This window comes from Telluria sp. RB2R28 (genome assembly GCF_059685835.1).
In genome coordinates this window covers 211,833-237,500 of the sequence record NZ_JCASIK010000003.1, presented here as the reverse complement: position 1 = coordinate 237,500, position 25,668 = coordinate 211,833, and the positions used below count along the sequence as shown (strand labels likewise).

Below are 25,668 nucleotides of genomic sequence, written 5' to 3'. Positions count from 1 at the left end.
CAATCTTGTCGATTCTGCACGACGGCGGGCGCTGCCGTGCGGGGGTATGTACGACGGGACCGGCGATCGCGCCTGATCGGCAGCGCGCGTCGGCCGCGTCGAGCGCGTCAGCGCGCTTTATCGGCATCCCAGTCAAGCGGACCTTCGATCTGCCTGACGTGCCGGATGACGGGGCGTGCTTCTACCCTGGCGATCAGCGCGCGAATGTTTGGATAAGGGTCCAGCGAGACCTGACATGGCACTGACCATCCCAGAGCAACAACCGCGTAAGCGTCGATCACTGAATAGGCTTCCCCCAGAATGAATTGGCGGTCTGTCAGGTGATTTTCCAGGACCCTGAGTGGCAGGGAAACACGTTCGTCATAATACGAGCGCAGACGCGCTTGTATTGCGTCATCTTTCTCGGCCCAGATCCAGGCAACTTCTACCATTCTTGGATGAAGGTCCGATGCGATAAAACCAAGCCACTGCTCCGCCTCATGGCGCTCGCGCGTTCCCCGCTCGGGCAAGAGTTTTCTGGATGGCGCGAGATCGGCGATGAACGGCAACGTCGCGCTGTTCTGTGTGAGCACGGTACCGTCGCTCAGGACCAGCACGGGAGTCATGCCCATCGGATTAAGTGCACGGACCTGCTCTGTCAACGGGTCATTCTTTGCCCTCAGATTGACCTCGATCGCCTGGTAAGCGACGCCGCTTTCTTCCAGTGCAAAGTGGTTCGCCGTCGAGCATGCACCCCTGTGGTAATACAGTGTGATCATGGTTGATCCTTCCGGCGACCGGTGCCCAGCACCAATTCGGAAACACGCTGGCCAGTATGGCGCCCCAAAATTTGATAACGCATGTCGCTCCTTGTTGTCATCCCCGCTGCAGCGGCGCTACAATAAAAGGATCACTGATCCATATGATGTGGATCAGTGATCCGATTGTCAAGGAGTGTTTATGCGGGCCGATGCGAAAGAAAACTATGACCAACTTCTGGAGACCGCGCGGGTCGTCATCGCCGAAGCTGGTGTCGATGCGTCGATGCGCGACATCGCGCGCAGGGCTGGGGTGGGACCGGCGACCCTTTTTCGTCATTTTCCGACACGGGAATCCCTGCTCGACGCGTTGCTCAGAAGTTCGCTTGAAGAACTGACGCAAAAAGCCGAAGCACTCGAGTCCGCCGTCAGTGCTGATGACGCGCTCGTTACGTGGCTACGCGAGGCGGTAGCGTTTGTCCGGATTTATAGCGGCGTGGTCACGTTGATGGCGGCTGCACTTTCCGACGTCAACTCGGCATTGCACACGTCGTGCGACAACCTGCGCAGCGCTGGCACCCGCCTGCTGACGCGCGCGCAGGCAGTGGGAACGGCGGACAAGAACATGACGGGCAGCGATATGTTTGCGTTGATCGGAGCGCTGGGCTGGATTGGCGATCAGGCCTCGTTCTCGGCACGCAGCGACTATCTGTTCGATGTCATCGCCGCTGCGATTCTGACAGGCAGGCGTTACGGCGTTGCCGGCAACGACGTCAACAATACCGTCGTCACTTTGCCATCGGCACCATTGACCAGCTGATACACCCGGTCAAATTCGTTGTCCCCAATCTCGGTCCCTGGCGCACCGCCGAACAGCCGCACCAGTTCCGGCAGGGTATTGGAATGCCCCACCACCAGCACCGGCCCTTGCAGCGCCTTGACCTTGGCGACCAGCGCCTCTGGCCTGCCTGCCTCGTATTGCTGCACGGGCAGGCCGAGTGACGCAGACAGCGGTTTCGCCGTCTCGAGCGTGCGGGCGGTGGCGCTGCTGAAGATGGCCTGAATGCCGGCGCGGTGCAGCATCGTTGCGATATTCTGCGCGCGTTGCCGGCCTTGCGGCGTGAGCGACGGGTCGTTGCCGTCGGCGGCTTTTTCGCCGTGGCGCACGAGGTAGATCATGTCGGGCTCAGCCATGGCAGCGCAGGGCGCGAGCAGGGCAGCGGCCAGTGCCATTTGTCCCAACAGTTGCAAGGGTCGTGTCAGGGAAAATTGCATCGCAGTCTTTCAGCGTGGATGTGGTTAAAAACAGCGTAGCACGGGGCGGTCAGTTGTCGTGCGCGTTGGCGGCGCGATCGGCCGCGACACCCGTGGTGGCGAAGCGTTCGCGATACACTTTCGGCGCAATCCCCAGCTTTTTCAGGAACACCCGTCGCATCTGCGCCTCGTCGCTGAAGCAAGCACGCGCCGCGACCGTCTTCAGCGGCAGCGCCACATCGGCCAGCAACTGCGTGGCGCGCTCGAAGCGGCAGGTTTCGATGAATTCCTGCGTGCTCATGCCTACCTCTTGCTGGAATACGCGGGCGACGTGGCGCTCGCTCATCATCGCTTTGGCCGCCAGCTGGGCGACCGACAGGCGCTCGTGCAGGTTCTCCAGAATCCAGGCCTGCAGCTCGCGGATCGTCGGTTTCGCCGTGCGCTCGCTGAGCAGGTGGGCGCTGAACTGCGACTGGCCACCCGGGCGCTTCAGGTAGACGACCATCTCGGTGGCCACGTCCAGCGCCAGTGCGCGCCCAAAGTCCTGTTCCACCAGCGCGAGGGCCAGGTCCATGCCGGCCGTGACGCCGGCCGAGGTCCAGACATTGCCGGAGCGGATGAAGATGGCGTCGGCATCGATGTCGATGGCCGGAAAATTCGCCTGCAGGCGATCGGCCACGCCCCAGTGCGTGGTGGCCCGTTTGCCGTCGAGCACGCCGGCGGCGGCCAGGAAGAACGCGCCCGAGCACAGGGCGCTCAGGCGTTCGAGGCGCGGGGCGGCGTCGCGGATCCAGTCGATCAGGGCGGCGCTTTCGACCAGCGCAGCCTGGATGTGGCGCGCACCGACCACCATCGCGGTGTGGGGCAGGGCGAGGGTGTTGACCACCTTCGTGGCCTCGAGCGACATCAGGGTGTCCGAGCGGATCGACCCGGTCTTGAAGGACGCCACGCGCACATCGTAGCCGGCCGCCTTGCCTTGCCGCGCCAGGTGCAGATTGGCGTACTCGAACACCGACATGGGGCCGATTGCTTCCATTGCCTTGAAGCCGGGGTAGACGACGATGTCGACGGTGATGGTGTCCAGAGGTGGCGCAGAAGGCATCGGCAGGGCGGTCAGTGGCGAAGATCCGGTCATTATTGCACCAAATCCTGCCATTTCCGGCCGGGCGGCGTCGGTCGCCCTGCTCGCGCCTGCAGAATGGCGGCATTCCATTTTTTACTGAGCCAGAGACCATCACCATGAAAACCAAAGCAGCCATTGCCTGGCGCGCCGGCGCGCCATTGACCATCGAAGAAGTCGATCTGGAAGGTCCGCGCGAGGGCGAAGTACTGATTGAACTTAAAGCAACCGGGATTTGTCATACCGATTACTACACGCTGTCCGGCGCTGATCCGGAAGGGCTGTTCCCGGCGATCCTGGGCCATGAAGGCGCGGGCATCGTGGTCGATGTGGGGCCTGGCGTGACGAGCTTGAAGAAAGACGACCACGTCATTCCGCTCTACACGCCGGAATGCCGCCAGTGCAAATTCTGTCTGTCGCAAAAGACGAACCTGTGCCAGGCGATCCGCAGCACGCAGGGCCGCGGCCTGATGCCGGACGCGACCAGCCGTTTTTCGCTCGATGGCAAGCCGCTGTTTCACTACATGGGCACGTCAACCTTCTCGAACTACATCGTGGTGCCGGAAATCGCACTGGCGAAAATCCGTGAAGATGCCCCGTTCGACAAGGTCTGCTACATCGGTTGCGGCGTGACGACCGGCGTGGGCGCGGTGCTGTTTTCGGCCAAGGTCGAAGCGGGCGCCAACGTGGTCGTGTTCGGTCTGGGCGGTATCGGTTTGAACGTGATCCAGGCCGCAAAAATGGTGGGCGCCGACAAGATTATCGGTGTCGACATCAACCCGGCGCGCCAGGACATGGCGCGCAAGTTCGGCATGACCCATTTCATCAATCCAAAAGAAGTCGAGAATGTCGTCGACGCGATCGTGCAGATCACCGATGGCGGCGCCGACTACAGTTTCGAGTGCGTTGGCAACGTCAACACGATGCGCCAGGCGCTGGAATGCACGCACAAGGGCTGGGGCAAATCGTTCATCATCGGCGTGGCAGCGGCTGGCGAAGAAATCGCGACCCGGCCATTCCAGCTGGTGACGGGCCGCGAGTGGCGCGGTTCGGCCTTTGGCGGCGCGCGTGGCCGCACCGATGTGCCGAAGATCGTCGACTGGTATATGGAAGGCAAGCTCAATATCGACGACCTGATCACGCACCGCCTGCCGCTCGAACGCATCAATGAAGGGTTCGACCTGATGAAGAGCGGCGAATCGATCCGCTCGGTGGTGCTGTACTGATGCCGCTGGCCGCGGCGGTTCAGGCCAGCGCGGCCACGACGAAGTCGACGAAGGTGCGCACCTTGGCCGACAAGTGCTTGCGGCTTGGATAGAGCGCATGAATGCCCAGCTCGGCTGACTCCCAGCCGGGCAGCACCTGCACCAGCCGCCCGGCCGCCAGATCCTCGCCCACGATAAAGTGCGGCTGGAACACAATGCCGGCCCCGGCGAGCGCCGCCAGGCGGATCATGTCGCCATTGTCGGCCCTGATGGGGCCATTCACCGGCACGGTGAGATGTTCGCCTGCGGATTCCAGGCGCCAGTCGGCGCCGCCCCCGCTCAATGAGTAGCTCAGGCACGTATGCTGGCTCAGGTCGTGCGGCGTCTGCGGCGTACCGTGCGCCGCCAGATAGGCGGGCGAGGCGCACACGATACTACGCGCGACGCCCAGCTTGCGTGCGATCAAGTCCGACTGGGGCAGGGCGCCGATCCGGATCGCCACGTCGAAGCCTTCTTCGACCAGGTCGACCTTGCGGTCGGACAGCGCAATATCGAGCTGTACCTGCGGGTAGGCCTGGGTGTACGCACCGATGATGCTGCCCAGGCGGTGCTGGGCGTAGGACAGTGGAATCGTCACGCGCAGCACGCCGCGCGGCAGCGTCGTCATCTGGCCGGCAATCTGTTCGGCCTCGTTCACGTCCCCCAGAATCTGCACGCTGCGCTCGTGGAAGGCGCGGCCCGTTTCCGTCAGGCTCAGGCGCCGCGTGGTGCGGTTCAGCAGGCGCGTGCCCAGATGCTCTTCGAGCTTTTGCACCTGCTTGGACACCATCGCGCGTGACACGTCCAGCCGGAGCGCCGCAGCGGCGAAGCTGCCGCTGTCGACCACGGCAACGTAGGTTTTCATCGAGCCGAGCAAGTCCATTGGGCGAGATTGTCAATCAAATGGAAACAGTCTAACCACGTTCCCCTGCTTTATCAACGTCAGGGACATGGGTACGATAGATGCATCATTTAACGAGGTGCACCATGAATTTGCCCACGATCTTTGTCTCACACGGCTCGCCGATGCTTGCGCTGCAGGACAGCCCGGCACGCCGCTTCCTGCAGGGCCTGGGCCAGACATTGCCACGGCCGAGCGCGATTGCGGTCGTCTCGGCGCACTGGGAAACCGCTGGCGGCCCGGCCGTCTCGCTGGCCACCCAGCCGGAAACGATCCACGACTTTGGTGGCTTCCCGCAAGCGCTGTTCGACATGCGCTATCCGACACCGGGCGCGCCTGCCGCTGCGGCACGCGCGGCGGCGCTGTTCGACGCGGCCGGTATCCCGGTCGGGCGCAGCGCGACACGGGGCCTGGACCATGGCGCGTGGGTGCCGCTCAGCCTGATGTATCCGGCGGCCGATGTGCCGGTGATGCAGATTTCGATCGTGCATGGCGCCGCACCCGCGCTGCATCAGCAACTGGGCCTGGCGCTACAGGCCTTGCGCCAGGAGGGCGTGCTGGTGATCGGCTCGGGATCGCTGACGCACAACCTGTATGAAATCCGCGGGCACAGCGCCGATGCGCCGCCGCCAGCCTGGGTCAGCGACTTCGGCACCTGGATGCGCGAGCGACTGATGGCGAATGACCGCGCCGCCTTGCTGGACTACCGCCAGCTGGCGCCGATGGCCGCAAAAAACCATCCGACCGAAGAACATCTGCTGCCGCTGTTCGTGGCAATGGGCGCGGCCGGGCTGGACGCCAGGGCGTCCGTGCTGCACACGAGTGTCGAACATGGCGTACTGGCCATGGATGCCTACGCGTTCAATTAATCATTTACCTTGTTTTCATTTACGAAAGAACGATCATGCACACCACGACCACACAACTGAATACCAACAACAACGACGCCGGCAAACTGATGCTGCGCGTCGCCCTGGCCGCGATGCTGCTGTTCCACGGCGTCGCCAAACTGAGCGGCGGCATCGGCTTCGTGGCCGACATGCTGGCCAAAGCCGGCTTGCCTGCGGTGTTTGGTTACGGGGTGTACATCGGCGAAGTCGTCGCACCGCTGCTCATTTTGTTTGGCCTGTTCACGCGTCCTGCCGCGCTGATCGTGGCCATCAACATGATCGTCGCCGTGCTGCTGGCGCACACAAGCCAGTTCTTCACGCTCAACGAAACCGGCGGCTGGGCGCTGGAATTGCAGGGGATGTTCTTCTTTGCTGCAATGGCGGTCGCGCTGCTGGGCGCGGGGCGTTACAGCATCGGTGGTGTCAATGGGCGCTTGAACTGAATCAAGCTGCATCCAAAGCCGGGGTCAGGTCTGACATTTGGACACGAGCTCGGCCTTGGTCGGATCAAAGCCGGGGTCAGGTCTGACATTTGCATCCAAAGCCGGGGTCAGGTCTGACATTCGGACACGAGCTCGGCCTTGGTCGATATCCTCCCTAGCTTCTTGGATGCTGAGCAATCTCAGCGCCAGGTATCCCGTATCCGGTAGCGTCGCCGGATGACACGACCACTCAGACTCGACTTTCCCGGTGCGCTGTACCATGTGACGTCGCGCGGTAACCGGCGTAACACGATCTATCGCGATGAAGCCGATCGCCGGATTTGGTTGGAGGTTCTTGCGAAGGTGTGTGAACGCCACCACTGCGTTATCCATAGCTTTTGCCAGATGACCAATCACTACCATCTGCTGATCGAAACGGTCGAAGCAAATCTTGCGCAATGCATGCGTCAGCTCAACGGGGTGTATTCGCAGCATGTCAATCGACGGCATGATCTCGTCGGGCACTTGTTTCAAGGGCGCTACAAGGCGATCCTGGTGCAGAAGGAAAGTTATCTTCTGGAAGTGTCCCGGTACATCGTGTTGAATCCACTACGTGCACATGTCGTCGAAGCGCTGGATCAATGGCGATGGAGCAGTCATCGTTATTTTGTCGGGGATGAAACACCGCCTGAATGGTTGGCGCGCGACCGGCTCCTGGAGCGCTTCGGTGACACACGCACCAGCGCCATTGAGGCATATCAGGCGTTTGTACTGGCGGGTGTCGGGCAAGCAAACCCGCTGGATGCCACCCGCCATCAAATCCTGCTGGGGGACGACGTTTTCATATCGGAGCATCAGCAGATGCAGCGATCTGAAGCGCTCTTGGAAACCAAGCGCGCGACGCGGCGCGCAGTGGCGCTTCCCTTGCTTGACTATCAGAACACCTATCCCGCCAGGGATGAGGCAATGGCGCGCGCCTACCGATCAACCGCCTATACCATGCCGCAGATTGCAACCGCCTTTGGCGTCTCGACCAAAATAGTCAGCCGGGCGGTTGCTGCTTTCGAGAAAGCGAAACCGCATGGTTAATGCTGAGGTCGTGTCCAAATGTCAGACCTGACCCCGGCTTTGATGCTGAGGCCGTGTCCAAATGTCAGACCTGACCCCGGCTTTGAAAATCAAAGCTGCGTCAACGAAATCGTCCCCGCCACCGGCGTCGAGCACGGCTCTTCATCAAACGCGATATCCCCCAGCGGATTGGCCACGCCATCCGTCTTCAGATCCGCGAAACCGAACAGGCTACGGTCCATCAGATGCGATGGCACCACGGTCGACAGCGACGAGAAAATGCTTTCCACGCGCCCGGGATGTTTTTTCTCCCACTCGCGCAGCATGTTCTTGATCTGCTTGCGCTGCAGGTTCTCTTGCGAGCCGCACAGGTCGCACGGGATGATCGGGAAGCCTTTTACCTCAGCATAGCGCTCGGTATCAGCCTCTTTCACATACGCCATCGGGCGGATCACCATGTGCTTGCCATCGTCCGACACCAGCTTGGCCGGCATCCCCTTCAGCTTCCCGCCGAAGAACATGTTGAGGAAGAAGGTTTCGAGGATGTCGTCGCGGTGGTGGCCCAGCGCGATCTTGTTGCAGCCCAGCTCATCAGCGACGCGGTACAGGATGCCGCGGCGCAGGCGCGAACACAGCGAGCAGGTGGTCTTGCCTTCCGGGATCAGGCGCTTGACGATGCTGTAGGTGTCCTGGTTTTCGATGTGGTAGTCCACGCCGAGCTTGTCCAGGTAGGCCGGCAGGATGTCGGCCGGGAAGTTCGGCTGCTTCTGGTCGAGGTTGACCGCGACGATGTCGAAGTGGATCGGCGCGCGTTCGCGCAGCGTCAGGAGGATGTCCAGCAGTGCGTAGCTGTCCTTGCCGCCCGACAGGCACACCATCACCTTGTCGCCGTCTTCGATCATGTTGAAGTCGCCAATGGCCTGGCCGACCTGGCGGCACAGGCGCTTGTGCAGCTTGTGGTTTTCGTGGGCGATCTTTTCCTGCTTTTTGGCGTCGATCACGGGGGCGGCCTCGCCCAGCGGGAAGTCCGCCTCGGTCAGGCGCTCGATAACGGTTTCGTTCATGCTTCGTCCTTGATACGGAATACTTCGACACCGACGCCTTCGCAATCGGCATACACGTCGGGTTTCATCGTCGACACGCCCGCCGCGCGCACGCGCGGATGGGCCAGCATGGCCTGGACCATGTCGTCGCACAGTGTTTCTTGCAGGTGGATATGGCCCTTGGAAATGCGCTGGGCCACCGTCTCGCGCATGAAGTCGTAGTCGACCACTTCAGACAATTGATCGGCCTTCGGCGTCGACATCTCAAGCGGAATGTACAGCTCAACATTGATCAGCACACGTTGCTCGCCCTTCTTTTCGAAATCGTGCACGCCGATATTGATCATCACTTCGTAATTGCGCAGGAACAGCCGGCGGCAATTGCGCAAGCTCGGGTGGGACAGGGCGGACAACATGGTTAAGCCTTTTGGATAGATGATTCGGTGCTACGGTTGTTGGGTTCGTCGTTGCGTGGTTCGGTCAGGAACATGACGTCGCGCGTCGATGGCGTCAGGTGCTGGCCGCCATCGACCAGCAGGGTCGTGCCCGTCAACGCGCGGGCGCTGGCGGCATACACGACCGCGTCGGCAATGTCCTGCGGCGTCGAGGAGCGCCCCAGCGGCGTGGCGCGGTGCGCATGCGTGAAACCTTCCTCGCTCTGCTCGCCCGAGACCAGCGTGATGCCGGGCGCCACGCCCACCACGCGCACGGTCGGCGCCAGCGCTTGCGCCAGCATCGTGGTGGCCGCGTGCAGCGCTGCCTTGGACAAGGTGTACGACAGAAAATCCGGGTTGAGATTGTACAGTTTCTGGTCGAGCAGGTTGATGACGACGGCTTGCTCGCCTTGCGGCGTGGCCGCATGCAGCGCCTGCGCCAGCAGCACTGGCGCTGTGACATTCGCGGCCATATGCGCGTTTAACAGCGCCGGCGAAAAGTCGGTGGCGCTGTCGTATTCGAACAACGACGCGTTGTTCACGATGCACGTCAACGCGCCGAGCGCATCGATGGCGCGGCCCGCCAGCAGGCGCACGGCCACATCGTCGGCCAGGTCGCATTGCAGCAGTACGGCGCGCCGGCCCAGCGCCAGGATGGCGTCGCGGGTGGCGATCGCATCCTGTTCGGAATGGCGGTAGTGCAGCGCGAGATCCCAGCCGGCCCTGGCCAGGCCCAGCGCAATGGCGCGCCCGAGGCGGCGGCCGGCGCCGGTCACCAGCGCGACCCGGGGCAGGGCGGTTGGAACTGTGTCGGTCATCATGGGTGATCAAGCCTGAACGTCAGGCAGTAAATTGTTGATAAAAGCGAATCTGGCTACAATGCCGGCATGTCCCTGCCCACCCCCGACCACGACGCCCTGGCCGCGTCCCACGCCCTGCAACAGCGCATCGCTGACGAGATCGAACAATCCGGTGGGCAGATCGCGTTTTCGCGGTTCATGGAACTGGCGCTGTACGCGCCGCGCCTCGGGTATTACAGCGGCGGCGCCGCCAAGCTCGGCGCCGAGGGCGATTTCATCACCGCGCCCGAGATGACGCCGCTGTTCGGGGCAACGGTGGCGCGCGTGGCAGCCGCTATTATCGCCCAAAGCGCGCCCGACATCATCGAGTTCGGCGCCGGCACCGGCCGCCTGGCGCGCGATGTGCTGGCTGCGCTGGCGCGTCAGGGCGTCGCCGTCAACTCGTACACGATCATCGAATTGTCGGGCGAGCTGCGCGCGCGCCAGCAGGCCAACCTGGCCGATCTGCCGCAGGTACGCTGGCAGGACGCCATGCCAGAGCACTTCAGCGGTGTGGTGCTGGCCAACGAAGTGCTCGATGCGATGCCGGTCGAGCTGGTGATCCGCACACGGGACGGCTGGCGCCGTCAGATGGTCACGATCGAGGACGGTGCGTTCGCCTTTGTCCAGGCGCCGCTCGACGCGGCCTTGCACGAGCAACTGGTGCGCAAGGTGCTAGATCATGAACAGATGATCGAAGGCTATGTCACCGAGCTGCACCCGGTCGGCGCCGGCTTCATGGGTTCGCTGGCGGCGATGTTCGCGGGCGGCCGTGGCGCGGCGATCCTGTTCGACTACGGGTTCCCGGCCCACGAGTACTACCTTGACCAGCGCATCGGCGGCACCCTGATGTGCCACTACCGCCACCACGCGCACCCCGATCCGTTCTATCTGCCGGGCCTGCAGGACATTACCGCGCACGTCGATTTCACGGCGATGGCGCTGGCGGCCCAGGATGCCGGCCTGCCGGTGCTGGCTTATATGAGCCAGGCGGCGTTCCTGATCGGCGGCGGGATCGGTGAATTGTTGCTTGAAAACAACCCTGAAGATGCGTTGCGTTTCCTGCCGCAGTCGCGCGCCGTGCAAAAGCTCGTTTCACCAGCGGAAATGGGCGAATTATTCAAGGTACTGGTGGTCGGGCAGGCTGTAACATTGCCCGATGCAATCGCCCAGGCCGACCGCAGTCATCGTCTGTGACAATTGTGATATCTTGCACAACGGACACAATTGCGTCTAAGCTGTACGACATTCCAGTGCCAGGGTCCGGCCATCCGCCTTGGCCGAGGACGTAGCATCAATGGCAGGCATCAGCGGGCAGATTTGACACACCATGGCCAAGATTCACACACACTATGACAACCTGAAGGTGTCGCGTCACGCGCCCCAGGAAGTCATTCGTGCTTCGTACAAGGCGCTGAGCCAGAAATACCATCCGGACAAGAATCCGGGCGACGAAAAGGCCGCCCGCATCATGGCGGTTGTCAATTCGGCCTACAACGTCCTGGCCGATCCGGTGCGCCGCAAGGAGCACGACGAGTGGATCGCGTCCGAAGAATGGGAAGTCGAGTGGCTGGAAAGCTCGAACGCCAAGGACGGCCAGCTGCGCAAGGGCGGCGACGCGGGCGACGCCCCGTCAGCCCACAAGCCGCGCCGCGCGCGCCTGATGCGCGACCCGCGCTGGTGGCTGGGCCTGGTTACCTGTTTTGTGGCCGGCGCCGCGACTGCCGTCCTGCTCTTGCAGCAACCGGGCATGATGCCCGACGCGCTGGCCTGGAGCGGCGTGCAGAAGCCCGTCAGCGTGCTGGCCAGCACACCGCCGACAGCCGCAGCAACGCGGGCAACTGCAGCCGCCGAGCCCGCACCCGCGCCGGATACCTGGGCCGGCCGCGGTATGCCTGCCGTTCGCACGCTCGGCATCGCCCAGCTGGTGGTGCTCGACCGCGCGCCCGATTGCAGCACCGACCTGCAAACCCTGGCGGCGCCAGGCGGCGAGCCGTGGCCGGCCGAATCGGCCTATCTGCCGGGCTACCCGGTGGGTAACGAGGGCGCCGGGATGCAGGTGACGCTCGACAATAGCGCGAACGCGTCGCCGGTGTTCGTCAAGCTGTACGACCTGGAGCGGCGCGCGAACGTGCGCCACGCCTTCGTGCAGCCGCGTGCCACGTTCACGCTCGACAAACTGACGGCCGGCAAGTACGAGGTGCATTACCAGAACATCGTCGTCGGCGCCGGCAAGGGCGAGTGCGACAGCCGCCAGCCCGTTCAATAAGCGCTCTCCAGCTGTCGTTTTTATGCGCCGTAGCTGGCCCTGAAACGGCGCATCATGCCAATTTCATTTAATTCGTTCTGCGCCGTAATATACTGGGTCGATACTGCGCGCCCATGCAGCCGCACCACGCCCATCGCAGGCCAATACGGACCACAATGAACGAACTGGAAGGCCTGACGGCCCTGATCATCGAGCCCCATGCAGGAATGCGCGCCAGCATCCACAGCATGCTCACGCTGTGCGGCCTGACCCGGATCGAGCACGCCAGCACGTCCAACCAGGCGATCAAGCACCTGGGCCTGCGCCAGTTCGACCTCATCCTGTGCGAATACGACCTCGAAGGCGGCCAGGATGGCCAGCAGTTGCTGGAAGACCTGCGCCACCACAAGCTGATGCGCTTGGCCACGATGTTCTTCATGGTCACCGCAGAAGGCAACCACAGCAAGGTGGTCAGTGCGGCCGAGCTGGCGCCGACCGACTACGTCCTCAAGCCGTTCACCGCCGACCGCCTGCTCGAACGCATCGGGCGCGCGCTCGACAAGCGCAATGCCTTCCTGCCCGTGTTCACGCTGATGGAGGCAGGCGACCAGGTAGAGGCGATCGCCGCCTGCATCGAGGGCCAGCGCCTGCACACGCGCTATGCCATCGACTTTTTGCGCCTGCGCGCCGAGCTGCACATGTTTCTGGGGCAGGCCGAGCTGGCCGAACCCATCTATCGGCACCTGGTCGAGATCAAGGCGATTGCCTGGGCCCGGCTGGGGCTGGCCAAGACGCTGTTCGTGCGCAAGCGCCTGGCCGAAGCCAAAGACATTCTCGAAGAGCTGGTCGACACCAACCGCAATTTCGTCGACGCCTTCGACTGGCTGGCGCGCACCCACGCCGCGGCTGGCGAGCTCGAGAAGGCGCAGGCCGTGCTTGCCGACGCCGTGGCCGTCTCGCCCCACGCGGTGCGGCGCCTGCGCACGCTGGCCGACATTGCCTTCGATGCGGGCGACATCGACACCGCCGAAAAGTCGCTGCGCCAGGTGGTGAGCAAGGCCAAGTATTCCGAGTTTCGCGATCCCGAAGACCACGTCAAACTGGTGCGCACGCTGGTGGGCAAGGGCGATCCGGTGGGCGCGGCGGCTGTCGTGCGCGATCTCGACCGCACGATGGGCGGGCGCACCACGACGGCGCTGTGCAGCGCGGTTGCATCAGCCCTGGTGCACGAATACACCGGCAACGAGGTGCGCCTGGGCGAATCGTTGACCACGGCGGTGGCGGCCTGCCAGGATGCGCCGGGCGTGTCGGTCGACATCAAGCTCGAGCTGGCCCGCACATGCCTCGACCATGACATGGAAGAGGGCGCCTGCTCGGTCGTGCGCGACGTGATGCGCAATGCCGGCGACGAGGCCGTGATGGCGCGCGCCGTGGGCGTGATGGAAAGCGCGGGCAAGGGCGAGCTGGCCCGCTCGATGGTCCAGGAAAGCCGCCAGCACGTGGTCGACCTGGTCGCCAGCGGCGCCGCGCGCGCCAAGAGCGGCGATTACCGGGGCGCGGTTACGCTGATGCTCGAGGCAGCGCACAAGCTGCCGAACAACCCGTCGGTGGCGTTCAATGCCACGCTGGCGGTGCTGCGCTGCCTGGAAGCAGGCGGCTGGGACGAGCGGCTCGGTGGCCAGGTTCCGACCCTGATCGGCAATGTGCGCAAGCTCGACCCGCTCAATCCCAAGCTGCCGGCGCTGGCGGCGCTGTTCCAGCAAGTGCTCAAGCAGCACGATCAGGGCGTGCGCCAGGGGCTGCGCATGCCGCCGCCCAAGGCAGGCTGACGATGGCCGATCTTCCCCACGGCGCACACGGCCACCCCGCCTCGGGTCGGGTGCGTGACGCGCTGATGCGCAAGCTGAGCGGCACGGAGCGCATGTTCAGTCTCGGCGGCACCATGACGCGCGTGATCGGCATGGGCTACAGCGTCGATGAAGGCTCGGCCGATCTCGCGTATTACGTGATGGCGGATGTGGCGCTGACCCAGCGCATCCTGCGCCTGTCGAACACGGTGGCGTATCGCACGCAGCTGGGCGCGCCGGTGACGACGATTTCGCGCGCCATCTCCCTGCTGGGCTTTGACAATGTGCGCGCCGCCGCGCTGGCGATGCTGCTGGTCGACGCGCTCGACGTGGCCGAGCACGGCGTGCGGGTCGAACTTCAGGCGGCGCTGTGCGCCAGCCTGGTGGGCCAGGAAATGGCGCACCGCAGCCCCCATCCGGGCGCAGAAGAAGCGGGGATCTGCGCGCTGTTCAAAAACCTGGGGCCAATGCTGCTGGCCAGCCACGAGCCGGAGCGCTACCGCGAGATCGCGGCCCTGGTCGCCACCGGCAAGCACACCCACGCGCAAGCGTCGCGCCTGATCCTTGGCTGCACCTTCGAGGCCCTGTCCGAGGCCGTGCTGCGCGAATGGCAATTGCCTGCGCTGATCATCGAAGCCCAGGCCTCGCCCCCGCCTGGCACGCTCACGGTCGCGCCAGAACGCGCCGAGTGGATGCGCCAGGTGGCCGCGTTCAGCCAGGACGTGGCGCGCCTGATGGGCCATCACCACGATCCGGCCAATGCGCCCGAGGCCGCGGCGCTGCTGGCGCGCTACGGCGCGGCGCTCGGGCTCGACATGCCCGGGCTGGCAGCGCTGTTCGACACCGTCCAGGAAAGCATGAACGGCATGCTGCAGAGCATGAACATGGAGCGCGCCCCCAAGACCGACCCGAAGGCCGGCAGCAGCCTGCCGAACGTGCTGGCACTGGCGATGCTCGACGCAGGCGAGGCCGACGAAGGCGAGTTCTACCCCAGTGGCAAGCCGAAGAATGCGCGCGACCTGCTGCTGGCCGGTGTGCAGGATGTGTCGGTGCTGGGCGGGTCGGCCGCCAACGCCAACGACGTCATCATGGCGGTGCTTGAAACGCTGTACGGCGCGCTGGGCTTTCGCTTTGCCACCATCTGCCTGCGGGACGGCCGGACCGGCACCTTCCGGGCACGTGCCTCGCTGGGGGACAACAAGGCCGAGCTGCAGGCCGGCTTCACGTTCCCGTGCGCATTCACGCGCGACCTGTTCCACCTGGCGCTGGAAAACAATGCCGACATGATGATCCCGGACGCCTTCAGCCCCAAGATCCGCGACCTGCTGCCGGCCTGGTACAAGACGCTGCTGCCGGACGCCGAGAGTTTCATCGTGCTGCCGCTGGTGGTGGGCAAGGCGCAGCTGGGGCTGTTCTACGCCGACCGCATCTTCACGGCGCCCGAAGGCGTGCCGCCGGACGAGACGGCGCTGATCAAGGCGCTCAAGGCGCAGGTGCTGGCCGCACTGGCGCCGGCTTGACGAACAAACCAAGTTTTTTTCACGCCGCGCAAAATGACCCTTGCGGCTTTAGAGTCCGACCGTTACAATCACGCCCCGAAGCAACGCTGTCAGGCGAAGTGGAAAAACCTTCTACCCAAACCTGATTGACAGTACGTTGAGCTTGCTTCATACTCTGCGGTTCTTCGCGGTGGGGTGGCCGAGTGGTTAAAGGCAGCAGACTGTAAATCTGCCCTCTCTGAGTACGCTGGTTCGAATCCAGCCCCCACCACCAAAAGAAGATCGTGAAGTCGAATTGAAGTTGTACCTCGCGGGTGTAGCTCAATGGTAGAGCAGAAGCCTTCCAAGCTTACGACGAGGGTTCGATTCCCTTCACCCGCTCCAGTGTTTTGCGGTGTGCAAGTTGAACATCGCACCAAATCAGCCCTTGTAGCTCAGTGGTAGAGCACTCCCTTGGTAAGGGAGAGGCCACGTGTTCAATCCACGTCAAGGGCACCAGAATTTTGTACGGCAGTCGCGTTGCACTCGTCCGTCAGGTGTGCCTGGTAATTCTCAAAAATATCGTTAGATCTTAGGAGTCTGAAATGGCAAAAGGTAAATTCGAACGGACCAAGCCGCACGTAAACGTCGGCACCATCGGTCACGTTGACCACGGCAAAACCACGCTGACGGCTGCAATCGCGACCGTCCTGTCGAAGAAATTCGGCGGCGAAGCCAAGGCCTACGACCAGATCGACGCGGCACCAGAAGAAAAAGCACGCGGCATCACCATCAACACCGCGCACGTCGAGTACGAGACCGAAAACCGTCACTACGCTCACGTTGACTGCCCAGGCCACGCCGACTACATCAAGAACATGATTACCGGTGCTGCGCAGATGGACGGCGCGATCCTGGTGTGCTCGGCTGCTGACGGCCCAATGCCACAGACCCGCGAGCACATCCTGCTGGCCCGTCAGGTTGGCGTTCCATACATCATCGTGTTCCTGAACAAGTGCGACCTGGTCGACGACGCAGAGCTGCTGGAACTGGTCGAAATGGAAGTGCGTGAGCTTCTGTCGAAGTACGAGTTCCCAGGCGACGACGTCCCAATCATCAAGGGTTCGGCACGTATGGCCCTCGAAGGCAAGCCGGGCGAAATGGGTGAAGAATGCATCACCCGTCTGGCCGAAGCACTGGACACCTACATCCCAACGCCAGAGCGCGCTGTTGATGGTGCGTTCCTGATGCCAGTGGAAGACGTGTTCTCGATCTCGGGTCGCGGTACCGTTGTGACCGGTCGTGTCGAGCGCGGCGTCGTCAAAGTCGGCGAAGAAATCGAAATCGTCGGCATCATCGACACCGTCAAGACCACTTGCACCGGCGTGGAAATGTTCCGCAAGCTGCTGGACCAGGGTCAAGCTGGCGACAACGTCGGCCTGCTGCTGCGCGGTACCAAGCGTGAAGATGTCCAGCGTGGTCAGGTCCTGGCAAAGCCAGGTTCGATCAAGCCGCACAACCACTTCACCGGCGAGATCTACGTTCTGTCGAAAGATGAAGGCGGCCGTCACACCCCGTTCTTCAACAACTATCGTCCACAGTTTTACTTCCGTACGACTGACGTGACCGGTTCGATCGAGCTGCCAGCAGACAAAGAAATGGTCATGCCAGGCGACAACGTGTCGATCACCGTCAAGCTGATCAACCCGATCGCGATGGAAGAAGGTCTGCGTTTCGCAATCCGTGAAGGCGGCCGTACTGTCGGCGCCGGCGTGGTCGCAAAGATTCTGCCTAACTAAGCAGAGCAGAGGGAAACGGAAGTCATTTCCGTTTCCCTCGAACAGCATTGTCAGTGAGCGCGCGCTTGCTGTATAATGTTGGATTCAGCTGGAAGTTTTCGTAGGGGTGTAGCTCAATTGGCAGAGCGTCGGTCTCCAAAACCGAAGGTCGCGGGTTCGATTCCCTCCGCCCCTGCCACCGAATTCTGGTGCCAGGCACCGAAAGTAAAGAAGAATGTCTAATCAATCCGTGCAAACTGTCAGCACCTCGAATGACAAGTTCAAGGTCGCGTTGGCGGTGGTTGCAGCGATTGCAGGCGTCGTCGGGTTCTTTTACCTGACAGGCCAGAACAAACCAGCCTTGGTCGCCGCAGGCGCCCTTTTGGCTGGTTTAGTTTTTGCTGTCCTGCTTTTGTGGACTTCCACCACCGGCCGTGATTTCCTGAGCTTTGCCAAGGAATCGGTGCGCGAGACCAAGAAGGTCGTTTGGCCGACCCGCCGTGAAGCCTTGCAGATCACCGGCATCGTGTTTGCCTTTGTGGTTGTGATGGCGATTTTCCTGTGGGGCACCGACAAGATTCTCGAGCTCCTGTTGTACGACTTTGTCCTGGGTTGGAAATAAACATGAGCGAAAACGTACAAGAAGATACCGCGCCGGAAGAGATTCCGGCGACAGGCGCTCCGGAAGAAGGCGTTCCAGAGCAGGAAGTAGTGCCAGAAGCAGCACCAGAAGCAGCTGCACCCGTGAGTGTCCCGGTCAGCAACAAGCGCTGGTACGTCGTTCACGTCTACTCGGGTATGGAAAAGAGCGTCATGCGCGCCCTGACCGAGCGGATCGAACGTGGCGGCATGCAAGAACAGTTTGGCCAGATCCTGGTGCCAACCGAGGAAGTTGTCGAGATGCGCAACGGCACCAAGGCCGTTACCGAGCGCCGCTTCTTCCCGGGTTACGTGCTGGTCGAGATGGAAATGACCGACGAAACCTGGCACCTGGTGAAGAACACCAGCAAGGTCACCGGTTTCATCGGCGGCAAGTCGAACAAGCCGACCCCAATCCCGGCGCGCGAGATCGACAAGATCATGCAGCAGGTCCAGGAAGGTGTCGAGAAGCCTCGGCCAAAGACGCTGTACGAAGTGGGCGAACAGGTCCGGATCAAGGAAGGCCCGTTCACCGATTTCAACGGCAACGTCGAAGAAGTCAATTACGAAAAGTCGAAGGTGCGAGTTTCTGTTACCATCTTCGGCCGCGCGACTCCGGTGGAACTGGAGTTCGGGCAAGTCGAGAAAGTCTAAACGCTACAATCGGAGCGTCGCAGCAGGTAGGCGGAATCCGGTAAGAGGAGCCCCGCCGGAGACGAGTAGTCGCGGTGGGGCGCTACTACTCAAGTCAAAGATAGGAGCCTTTCATGGCAAAGAAAATCATTGGCTTTATCAAGCTGCAAGTTCCAGCTGGTAAAGCAAACCCATCCCCACCGATCGGTCCAGCACTGGGTCAGCGCGGTCTGAACATCATGGAATTCTGCAAGGCGTTCAACGCCCAGACCCAGGGTGTCGAGCCAGGCATGCCAATCCCGGTCGTGATCACCGCGTTCGCCGACAAGTCGTTCACCTTCGTGATGAAGACGCCACCGGCAACGTACCTGATCAAGAAAGCCGCTGGCATCACCAAGGGTTCGGCCAAGCCGCATACCGACAAGGTTGCATCGCTGACCCGCGCTCAAGCTGAAGAAATCGCAAAAACCAAGCAGCCGGACCTGACCGCCGCCGACATGGACGCAGCAGTGCGTATCATCGCTGGCTCGGCACGTTCGATGGGCATCACGGTGGAGGGTCTGTAATGGCTAAGCTGTCCAAACGCGTCAAAGCTATCAAAGCTAAAGTAGACCGCAATAAAGTCTACGCCTTCGACAACGGTCTGTCGCTGGTCAAAGAATTCGCCACTGCCAAGTTCAACGAGTCGATCGACGTCTCGGTGCAACTGGGCGTGGACCCAAAGAAGTCGGACCAAGTGGTTCGCGGTTCGGTCGTGCTGCCAGCAGGCACCGGCAAGACCGTGCGCGTTGCTGTGTTCGCAACGGGCGAGAAGGCTGAAGCTGCACGTGCAGCCGGCGCCGACATCGTCGGTATGGAAGACCTGGCCGAGCGCGTCAAAGCCGGCGACATGCCTTTCGATATCGTCATCGCTTCGCCAGACACCATGCGTATCGTCGGTACCCTGGGTCAGATCCTGGGCCCACGTGGCCTGATGCCTAACCCGAAAGTCGGCACCGTGACCCCAGACGTCGCAACCGCCGTCAAGAACGCCAAAGCCGGTCAGGTCCAGTACCGTACCGACAAGGCAGGTATCGTTCACGCAACGATCGGCCGTGCATCGTTCACCGACGAAGATCTGAAGAGCAACCTGGTTGCCCTGATCGACGCGCTGAACAAAGCCAAGCCAACCACGTCGAAAGGTGTGTACCTGCGCAAGGTCGCCCTGTCGTCGACGATGGGTGCTGGCGTGCGCATCGATCACGCTTCGATCGCTGCTGCTTAATTAGCAAATTCAAGTCCTCGCACCATTGGTGCGGGGCGATTCTTTGGGCTGTCGCAGTAACTGATCGCTGCGGCAGACAATCAAAGACCGTTGGGCCAAGTGCAGAGGTTGGGCATGCGGTTAAAAGACAACCCAACGCAGATGGTGTACCCGAACAAGTTTTGTAGTCCAGCTGCGTGAATTCATCCGCTCAGTTTAAGGCTTCTTAACTTCGGACGCCGTGTGTTCGAACCGATGTGAACATCTCGTTCTCATCATTTAAGGAGATTGACCGTGGGTCTTAATCTGAATGACAAAAAGGCCGTCGTCGAAGAAGTTTCCGCAAAAGTAGCATCTGCGCAAACCATCGTCGTCGCCGAGTACCGTGGCATCCAGGTTAGTCACTTGACCAAGCTCCGTGCATCCGCACGTGCCCAGGGCGTGTACCTGCGTGTTCTGAAGAACACGCTGGCTCGTCGCTCTGTTGAAGGCACGCAGTTTGCCTCGCTGGCTGATTCCATGACCGGTCCGCTGATCTATTCGATCTCGGACGATGCCGTTGCAGCAGCTAAAGTCATCAATGACTTCGCTAAAACCAACGACAAGCTGGTCATCAAAGCCGGTAACTACGCAGGTAAGCAGCTCGACGTAGCTGGCGTTACCTCGTTGGCAAGCATCCCATCCCGTGAAGTTCTCATCTCGCAGCTGTTGGGCGTCATGTTGGCTCCGGTGTCGGGCTTTGCACGTGGTCTGGCTGCCCTGGCAGCGAAAAAAGGCGAAGGTTCTTCCGAAGCAGCTCCGGCCGCAGAAGAAGCTCCTGCAGAAGCGTAAGCTTCCCTTTTTTTTCAAGTACCAACCTGAACTACATACAAATCAAAACTGGAGTTTCAAATGGCAATTAGCAAAGACGATATCCTGAACGCAGTGAGCGAAATGTCCGTCATGGACCTGAACGAACTGGTCAAGGCATTCGAAGAGAAGTTCGGCGTGTCGGCAGCTGCAATGGCAGCTCCTGCAGCCGGTGGTGGCGCTGGCGCCGCTGCTGCTGAAGAGCAGACCGAGTTCAACGTTGTTCTGACCGAAATCGGCGCGAACAAAGTCGGCGTCATCAAGGCAGTCCGTGAAATCACCGGTCTGGGCCTGAAAGAAGCCAAAGACGTCGTCGACGGCGCTCCTAAGACGGTCAAAGAAGCCCTGCCAAAAGCAGAAGCTGAAGCCGCCAAGAAGAAGCTGGAAGATGCAGGCGCCAAGGCTGAACTGAAGTAATACATAGGCAAAGGGTGCTGTTCGCAGCACCTGATGCGGGAGTCAAAGCTTGCAAAACTTGCCGGAAGGCGGGAATTGCGGCTTTGGCTCTTTTGTCGTCCCTGCGACAGACGTCGCCAAGGAATGACAGAATAGAGACGGCAACACCGGCTCAGAAATATCGTAACACAGCAGTTTGCTTGTCCTTTTCATCTGGCGCGAAAGAGTAAAGACTTCAGGAATTGTGTGTGGTGGTGGCGCGTGCCACTGGCAAATCCTGAATTCTTCATCCTTTCTGTCACTCACGGAGTGTCCATGCACTACTCATTTACTGAGAAGAAGCGTATTCGCAAGTCGTTCGCGAAACGCGCCAACGTTCACAACGTTCCCTACCTGCTGGCTACCCAGCTGGAATCCTACGAGAACTTCCTCCAGGCTGATGCTGTCCCATCGGGACGCAAGGCCGAGGGTCTGCAGTCGGCTTTTTCTTCGATCTTCCCTATCGTGTCGCACAATGGTTTTGCGCGCCTCGAATTCCTGTCGTATGTGCTGGGTGACCCTGCGTTTGACGTGAAAGAGTGCCAGCAGCGTGGCCTGACCTTCGCGTCGCCGCTGCGCGCCAAGGTGCGTCTGGTGATCCTGGACAAGGAATCGCCGACCAAGCCGGTCGTCAAGGAAATGAAGGAACAAGAAGTCTACATGGGCGAGCTGCCACTGATGACCACGAACGGTTCGTTCGTGATCAACGGCACCGAGCGCGTGATCGTGTCCCAGCTGCACCGTTCGCCGGGCGTGTTCTTCGAGCACGACCGCGGCAAGACGCACTCGTCGGGCAAGCTCCTGTTCTCGGCACGGATCATTCCTTACCGCGGCTCGTGGCTCGACTTCGAGTTCGACCCGAAGGATATCCTGTTCTTCCGCGTCGACCGTCGCCGCAAGATGCCAGTGACGATCCTGCTCAAGGCCATCGGCATGACGCCGGAGCAGATCCTGGCGAACTTCTTCGTCTTCGACAACTTCGTCGTGCGCAACGACGGCGGCGAACTCGAGTTCGTCCCCGAGCGTCTGCGCGGCGAAGTCGCGCGTTTCGACATCGTCGATCCGAAGTCGGGCAAGACCATTGTCACCAAGGACAAGCGTATCAACGCGAAGCACGTCCGTGACATCGAAGCTGCCGGCATCAAGACCATCTCGGTCCCTGAAGACTACCTGCTGGGCCGCGTGCTGGCCAAGAACATCGTCGACCAGGACACCGGTGAAGTCATCGCTGTCGCCAACGACGAGCTGACCGAAGAACTGCTGGGCAAGCTGCGCGATGCAGACGTGACCGAGATCCAGACGCTGTACACCAACGATCTGGACCAGGGCGGCTACATCTCGCAAACCCTGCGCACCGACGACACCGCTGACCGCACCGCGGCGCGCGTGGCGATCTACCGCATGATGCGTCCTGGCGAACCGCCAACCGAAGAATCGGTCGAAGCGCTGTTCAACGGCCTGTTCTACATGCCGGAACGCTACGACCTGTCGGCTGTCGGCCGCATGAAGTTCAACCGCCGTATCGGCCGTGATGAACTGACCGGCGACATGACCATGTCGAACGAAGACATCCTGGCCGTGATCAAGATTCTCGTCGAGCTGCGCAATGGCCGCGGCGAAGTCGATGACATCGATCACCTGGGTAACCGTCGCGTCCGTTGCGTCGGCGAGCTGGCCGAGAACCAGTTCCGTGCTGGCCTGGTCCGCGTGGAACGTGCAGTCAAGGAACGTCTCGGCCAGGCCGAAGCGGACAACCTGATGCCGCATGACCTGATCAACAGCAAGCCGATCTCGGCCGCGATCCGTGAGTTCTTCGGTTCGTCGCAGCTGTCCCAGTTCATGGACCAGACCAACCCGCTGTCCGAAGTGACGCACAAGCGTCGCGTCTCGGCCCTGGGCCCTGGCGGTCTGACCCGCGAACGTGCTGGCTTCGAAGTGCGCGACGTGCACCCGACCCACTACGGCCGCGTGTGCCCGATCGAAACGCCTGAAGGCCCGAACATCGGTCTGATCAACTCGCTGGCACTGTACGCCCGCCTGAATGAATACGGCTTCCTGGAAACCCCGTACCGCAAGGTCGATGGTTCGAAGGTCACCGATCAGATCGATTACCTGTCGGCCATCGAAGAAGGCCGCTACATCATTGCGCAGGCAAACGCCGCGATCAATGAAAACGGCCAACTGATCGACGAGCTGGTCTCGTCGCGTGAAGCCGGCGAAACGATCCTGGTCTCGCCAGAGCGCGTCCAGTACATGGACGTTGCACCAGGCCAGATCGTGTCGGTCGCTGCCTCGCTGATTCCGTTCCTGGAACACGATGATGCGAACCGTGCACTGATGGGCGCCAACATGCAGCGTCAGGCCGTGCCTTGCCTGCGTCCTGAGAAGGCCGTCGTCGGTACCGGTATCGAACGCACCGTGGCAGTCGACTCGGGTACCACCGTGCAGGCACTGCGTGGCGGTATGGTCGACTACATCGATGCGGGCCGCGTCGTCATTCGCGTGAACGACGATGAAGCACAGGCTGGTGAAGTCGGCGTCGACATTTACAACCTGATCAAGTACACCCGTTCGAACCAGAACACCAACATCAACCAGCGTCCGATCGTGCAGGTTGGTGACCGCGTCGCCCGTGGCGACGTGATCGCCGACGGCGCATCGACCGACCTGGGCGAACTGGCCCTGGGTCAGAACATGCTGGTGGCGTTCATGCCGTGGAACGGTCTGAATTTCGAAGATTCGATCCTGATCTCGGAAAACGTCGTCAAGGATGACCGCTACACCTCGATTCACATCGAAGAGCTGTCGGTCGTCGCACGTGACACCAAGCTGGGCGCGGAAGAAATCACCCGCGACATCTCGAACCTGGCAGAAAACCAGCTGGCGCGTCTGGATGAATCGGGCATCGTCTACATCGGCGCCGAAGTGCAGGCTGGCGACGTGCTGGTCGGTAAGGTCACGCCAAAAGGCGAGACCCAGCTGACACCGGAAGAAAAGCTGTTGCGCGCGATCTTCGGCGAAAAAGCGTCGGACGTGAAAGACACCTCGCTGCGCGTGCCTTCGGGCATGGTCGGCACCGTGATCGACGTCCAAGTGTTCACCCGCGAAGGCATCCAGCGCGACAAGCGCGCCCAGCAGATCATCGACGATGAACTCAAGCGCTATCGCCTGGACCTGAACGACCAGATGCGTATTGTCGAGGGCGATGCCTTCGAGCGTCTGGAGCGCATGCTGATCGGCAAGATCGTCAATGGCGGTCCGAAGAAGATGGCCAAGGGCGCGGCGATCACTGCCGAGTACCTGGCGGACCTGGACAAGTTCCACTGGTTCGACATCCGTCCGGCAGAAGACGACACCGCGAACGCTCTCGAAGCGATCAAGGAATCGATCAACGAGAAGCGTCACCAGTTCGATCTGGCCTTCGAAGAGAAGCGCAAGAAGCTGACGCAAGGCGACGAGCTGCAGCCAGGCGTGCAGAAGATGGTCAAGGTCTACCTGGCCGTCAAGCGCCGCCTGCAGTCGGGCGACAAGATGGCAGGCCGTCACGGTAACAAGGGTGTGGTCTCGCGTATCGTGCCAGTGGAAGACATGCCGTTCATGGCGGACGGTCGTCCTGCCGACGTCGTGCTGAACCCGCTGGGCGTGCCATCGCGCATGAACGTCGGTCAGATCCTGGAAACCCACCTCGGTTGGGCGGCCAAGGGCCTGGGCTGGCGCATCGGCGAAATGCTGCAGGCGCAAGCGAAGGCACAAGACCTGCGCGTGTTCCTGGACAAGATCTACAACGAAACCGGCCGCAAGGAAGACCTGGACAGCTTCAGCGATGAAGAGATCCTGACCCTGGCGGGCAACCTCAAGAACGGCGTGCCGTTCGCGACCCCGGTCTTCGATGGCGCCCACGAAGAAGACATTCGTCGTATGCTGGATCTGGCGTTCCCGGACGACATCGCTGCCAACCTGGGCATGACTCCGTCGAAGAACCAGGTCACGATGTTCGACGGCCGCACCGGCGAAGCATTCGAGCGCAAGGTCACCGTTGGCTTCATGCACATGCTGAAGCTGCATCACTTGGTCGACGACAAGATGCACGCGCGTTCGACTGGTCCGTACTCGCTCGTGACGCAGCAGCCACTGGGCGGTAAAGCCCAGTTCGGCGGCCAGCGCTTCGGTGAGATGGAGGTGTGGGCACTGGAAGCGTACGGCGCATCGTACGTGCTGCAAGAGATGCTGACTGTGAAGTCGGATGACGTGAACGGCCGTACGAAGGTCTACGAGAACCTGGTCAAAGGTGACCACGTGATCGAAGCCGGCATGCCAGAGTCGTTCAACGTGCTGGTGAAGGAAATCCGTTCGCTGGGTATCGATATCGATCTCGAGCGCAACTAAGCAGGCCAGCAAGGCCGCCAGCCTTCGGGCTGGCTCTGCGGCCTTCGCGACGTCGCCCCGGAGCAGTCCGGGGCCTGAGCCCGGTGAATCAGCCGGCACACTTCGATCCCCGCCTGCGCGGGGATGACGCCTTTAAGGTCAGCGGGTTATGCAAGCACTGGCGAAAATCAGTGAGGAGCT

General features: G+C 61.6%; 24 protein-coding genes and 4 tRNA genes. 21 read left to right on the top strand and 7 right to left on the bottom strand.

What is annotated here, in order from left to right; translation table 11 throughout:
- Window positions 1-107 precede the first annotated feature (107 nt).
- The gene (locus tag AC56LV_RS13325) at window positions 108-758 is read right to left on the bottom strand and encodes a glutathione S-transferase family protein (RefSeq protein ID WP_499500413.1); all 651 of its coding nucleotides are present in this window, start codon (window positions 756-758) and stop codon (window positions 108-110) included.
- A 181-nt stretch (window positions 759-939) separates the two neighbouring features.
- Between AC56LV_RS13325 and AC56LV_RS13320 the strand changes: the two genes are divergently transcribed.
- Window positions 940-1,557 (top strand): TetR/AcrR family transcriptional regulator, encoded by a 618-nt coding sequence (locus AC56LV_RS13320; RefSeq protein ID WP_499558271.1) that lies wholly within the window; start codon window positions 940-942, stop codon window positions 1,555-1,557.
- Here the strand turns inward: AC56LV_RS13320 and AC56LV_RS13315 are convergent.
- Both AC56LV_RS13315 and AC56LV_RS13310 read right to left on the bottom strand, forming a co-directional pair.
- Window positions 1,488-2,012 carry a SixA phosphatase family protein gene (locus tag AC56LV_RS13315; RefSeq protein WP_499558269.1) on the bottom strand — a complete coding sequence of 175 codons (525 nt, stop codon included), beginning with the start codon at window positions 2,010-2,012 and terminating at the stop codon, window positions 1,488-1,490. The genes AC56LV_RS13320 and AC56LV_RS13315 overlap by 70 nt on opposite strands.
- A 49-nt stretch (window positions 2,013-2,061) precedes the next feature.
- Window positions 2,062-3,126, bottom strand: coding sequence for a GlxA family transcriptional regulator (locus AC56LV_RS13310; protein ID WP_499558267.1), 1,065 nt, complete (start codon window positions 3,124-3,126; stop codon window positions 2,062-2,064).
- Between the two features lie 104 nt (window positions 3,127-3,230).
- On the opposite strand from AC56LV_RS13310, the gene AC56LV_RS13305 reads away from it, so the two are divergent.
- Window positions 3,231-4,337, top strand: a complete 1,107-nt coding sequence (locus tag AC56LV_RS13305) for an S-(hydroxymethyl)glutathione dehydrogenase/class III alcohol dehydrogenase (RefSeq protein WP_183554464.1) — start codon at window positions 3,231-3,233, stop codon at window positions 4,335-4,337.
- A gap of 19 nt (window positions 4,338-4,356) precedes the next feature.
- On the opposite strand, the gene AC56LV_RS13300 is transcribed toward AC56LV_RS13305, so the two are convergent.
- Window positions 4,357-5,220 carry a LysR family transcriptional regulator gene (locus tag AC56LV_RS13300; RefSeq protein ID WP_229424723.1) on the bottom strand — a complete coding sequence of 288 codons (864 nt, stop codon included), beginning with the start codon at window positions 5,218-5,220 and terminating at the stop codon, window positions 4,357-4,359.
- A gap of 122 nt (window positions 5,221-5,342) precedes the next feature.
- Between AC56LV_RS13300 and AC56LV_RS13295 the strand changes: the two genes are divergently transcribed.
- The 3 genes from AC56LV_RS13295 to AC56LV_RS13285 all read left to right on the top strand — a co-directional run bounded on the left by AC56LV_RS13295 (window position 5,343) and on the right by AC56LV_RS13285 (window position 7,657).
- Window positions 5,343-6,125 (top strand): DODA-type extradiol aromatic ring-opening family dioxygenase, encoded by a 783-nt coding sequence (locus tag AC56LV_RS13295; RefSeq protein WP_499558265.1) that lies wholly within the window; start codon window positions 5,343-5,345, stop codon window positions 6,123-6,125.
- Between the two features lie 35 nt (window positions 6,126-6,160).
- A complete protein-coding gene (locus tag AC56LV_RS13290) occupies window positions 6,161-6,589 on the top strand; it encodes a DoxX family protein (RefSeq protein WP_499558263.1) in 429 nt (142 codons plus the stop codon).
- Between the two features lie 216 nt (window positions 6,590-6,805).
- Window positions 6,806-7,657, top strand: a complete 852-nt coding sequence (locus AC56LV_RS13285) for a transposase (RefSeq protein WP_499558261.1) — start codon at window positions 6,806-6,808, stop codon at window positions 7,655-7,657.
- Between the two features lie 89 nt (window positions 7,658-7,746).
- On the opposite strand, the gene ttcA is transcribed toward AC56LV_RS13285, so the two are convergent.
- Genes ttcA through AC56LV_RS13270 form a run of 3 tightly spaced genes read right to left on the bottom strand, consistent with a single transcriptional unit; the run spans window position 7,747 to window position 9,934 of the window.
- On the bottom strand, window positions 7,747-8,700 hold the full coding sequence (gene ttcA, locus AC56LV_RS13280) for a tRNA 2-thiocytidine(32) synthetase TtcA (protein WP_499558259.1): 954 nt from the start codon (window positions 8,698-8,700) through the stop codon (window positions 7,747-7,749).
- Window positions 8,697-9,095 carry a dihydroneopterin aldolase gene (locus AC56LV_RS13275; RefSeq protein ID WP_499558257.1) on the bottom strand — a complete coding sequence of 133 codons (399 nt, stop codon included), beginning with the start codon at window positions 9,093-9,095 and terminating at the stop codon, window positions 8,697-8,699. The genes ttcA and AC56LV_RS13275 overlap by 4 nt, the downstream gene beginning before the upstream one ends.
- A gap of 2 nt (window positions 9,096-9,097) precedes the next feature.
- Entirely contained in the window at window positions 9,098-9,934 is an 837-nt protein-coding gene (locus tag AC56LV_RS13270; RefSeq protein WP_499558256.1) for an SDR family oxidoreductase, read from the bottom strand.
- A gap of 66 nt (window positions 9,935-10,000) precedes the next feature.
- On the opposite strand from AC56LV_RS13270, the gene AC56LV_RS13265 reads away from it, so the two are divergent.
- The 16 genes from AC56LV_RS13265 (at window position 10,001) to rpoB (ending at window position 25,488) form a co-directional block, all read left to right on the top strand.
- A complete protein-coding gene (locus AC56LV_RS13265; RefSeq protein WP_499558255.1) occupies window positions 10,001-11,149 on the top strand; it encodes a class I SAM-dependent methyltransferase in 1,149 nt (382 codons plus the stop codon).
- Between the two features lie 133 nt (window positions 11,150-11,282).
- Window positions 11,283-12,221 carry a J domain-containing protein gene (locus AC56LV_RS13260; protein ID WP_499558253.1) on the top strand — a complete coding sequence of 313 codons (939 nt, stop codon included), beginning with the start codon at window positions 11,283-11,285 and terminating at the stop codon, window positions 12,219-12,221.
- 155 nt (window positions 12,222-12,376) lie between these two features.
- Complete coding sequence (locus AC56LV_RS13255) at window positions 12,377-14,029, top strand: response regulator (protein ID WP_499558251.1); 1,653 nt, start codon at window positions 12,377-12,379, stop codon at window positions 14,027-14,029.
- A gap of 2 nt (window positions 14,030-14,031) precedes the next feature.
- Complete coding sequence (locus AC56LV_RS13250; protein ID WP_499558249.1) at window positions 14,032-15,567, top strand: HDOD domain-containing protein; 1,536 nt, start codon at window positions 14,032-14,034, stop codon at window positions 15,565-15,567.
- A gap of 168 nt (window positions 15,568-15,735) precedes the next feature.
- Window positions 15,736-15,820 (top strand) — tRNA-Tyr (locus tag AC56LV_RS13245).
- Window positions 15,821-15,856: 36 nt separating this feature from the next.
- Window positions 15,857-15,930, top strand: a tRNA-Gly gene (locus AC56LV_RS13240).
- Window positions 15,931-15,969: 39 nt separating this feature from the next.
- A tRNA-Thr gene (locus AC56LV_RS13235) sits at window positions 15,970-16,044 on the top strand.
- 86 nt (window positions 16,045-16,130) lie between these two features.
- A complete protein-coding gene (gene tuf, locus AC56LV_RS13230; protein WP_183554297.1) occupies window positions 16,131-17,324 on the top strand; it encodes an elongation factor Tu in 1,194 nt (397 codons plus the stop codon).
- Between the two features lie 102 nt (window positions 17,325-17,426).
- Window positions 17,427-17,502 (top strand) — tRNA-Trp (locus tag AC56LV_RS13225).
- Between the two features lie 36 nt (window positions 17,503-17,538).
- On the top strand, window positions 17,539-17,925 hold the full coding sequence (gene secE, locus AC56LV_RS13220) for a preprotein translocase subunit SecE (RefSeq protein WP_183554440.1): 387 nt from the start codon (window positions 17,539-17,541) through the stop codon (window positions 17,923-17,925).
- Window positions 17,926-17,927: 2 nt separating this feature from the next.
- Entirely contained in the window at window positions 17,928-18,596 is a 669-nt protein-coding gene (nusG, locus tag AC56LV_RS13215; RefSeq protein ID WP_499558247.1) for a transcription termination/antitermination protein NusG, read from the top strand.
- A 113-nt stretch (window positions 18,597-18,709) separates the two neighbouring features.
- The gene (rplK, locus tag AC56LV_RS13210) at window positions 18,710-19,141 is read left to right on the top strand and encodes a 50S ribosomal protein L11 (RefSeq protein WP_137172442.1); all 432 of its coding nucleotides are present in this window, start codon (window positions 18,710-18,712) and stop codon (window positions 19,139-19,141) included.
- Window positions 19,141-19,839: a 50S ribosomal protein L1 gene (gene rplA / locus AC56LV_RS13205; protein WP_183554438.1), complete on the top strand. Its 699-nt coding sequence runs from the start codon at window positions 19,141-19,143 to the stop codon at window positions 19,837-19,839. The genes rplK and rplA overlap by 1 nt, the downstream gene beginning before the upstream one ends.
- A 273-nt stretch (window positions 19,840-20,112) precedes the next feature.
- Window positions 20,113-20,649 carry a 50S ribosomal protein L10 gene (gene rplJ, locus AC56LV_RS13200; RefSeq protein ID WP_183554436.1) on the top strand — a complete coding sequence of 179 codons (537 nt, stop codon included), beginning with the start codon at window positions 20,113-20,115 and terminating at the stop codon, window positions 20,647-20,649.
- Between the two features lie 60 nt (window positions 20,650-20,709).
- Complete coding sequence (rplL, locus tag AC56LV_RS13195) at window positions 20,710-21,084, top strand: 50S ribosomal protein L7/L12 (RefSeq protein WP_183554434.1); 375 nt, start codon at window positions 20,710-20,712, stop codon at window positions 21,082-21,084.
- Between the two features lie 294 nt (window positions 21,085-21,378).
- Entirely contained in the window at window positions 21,379-25,488 is a 4,110-nt protein-coding gene (gene rpoB / locus AC56LV_RS13190; protein ID WP_183554432.1) for a DNA-directed RNA polymerase subunit beta, read from the top strand.
- The last annotated feature ends 180 nt before the right edge of the window (window positions 25,489-25,668 follow it).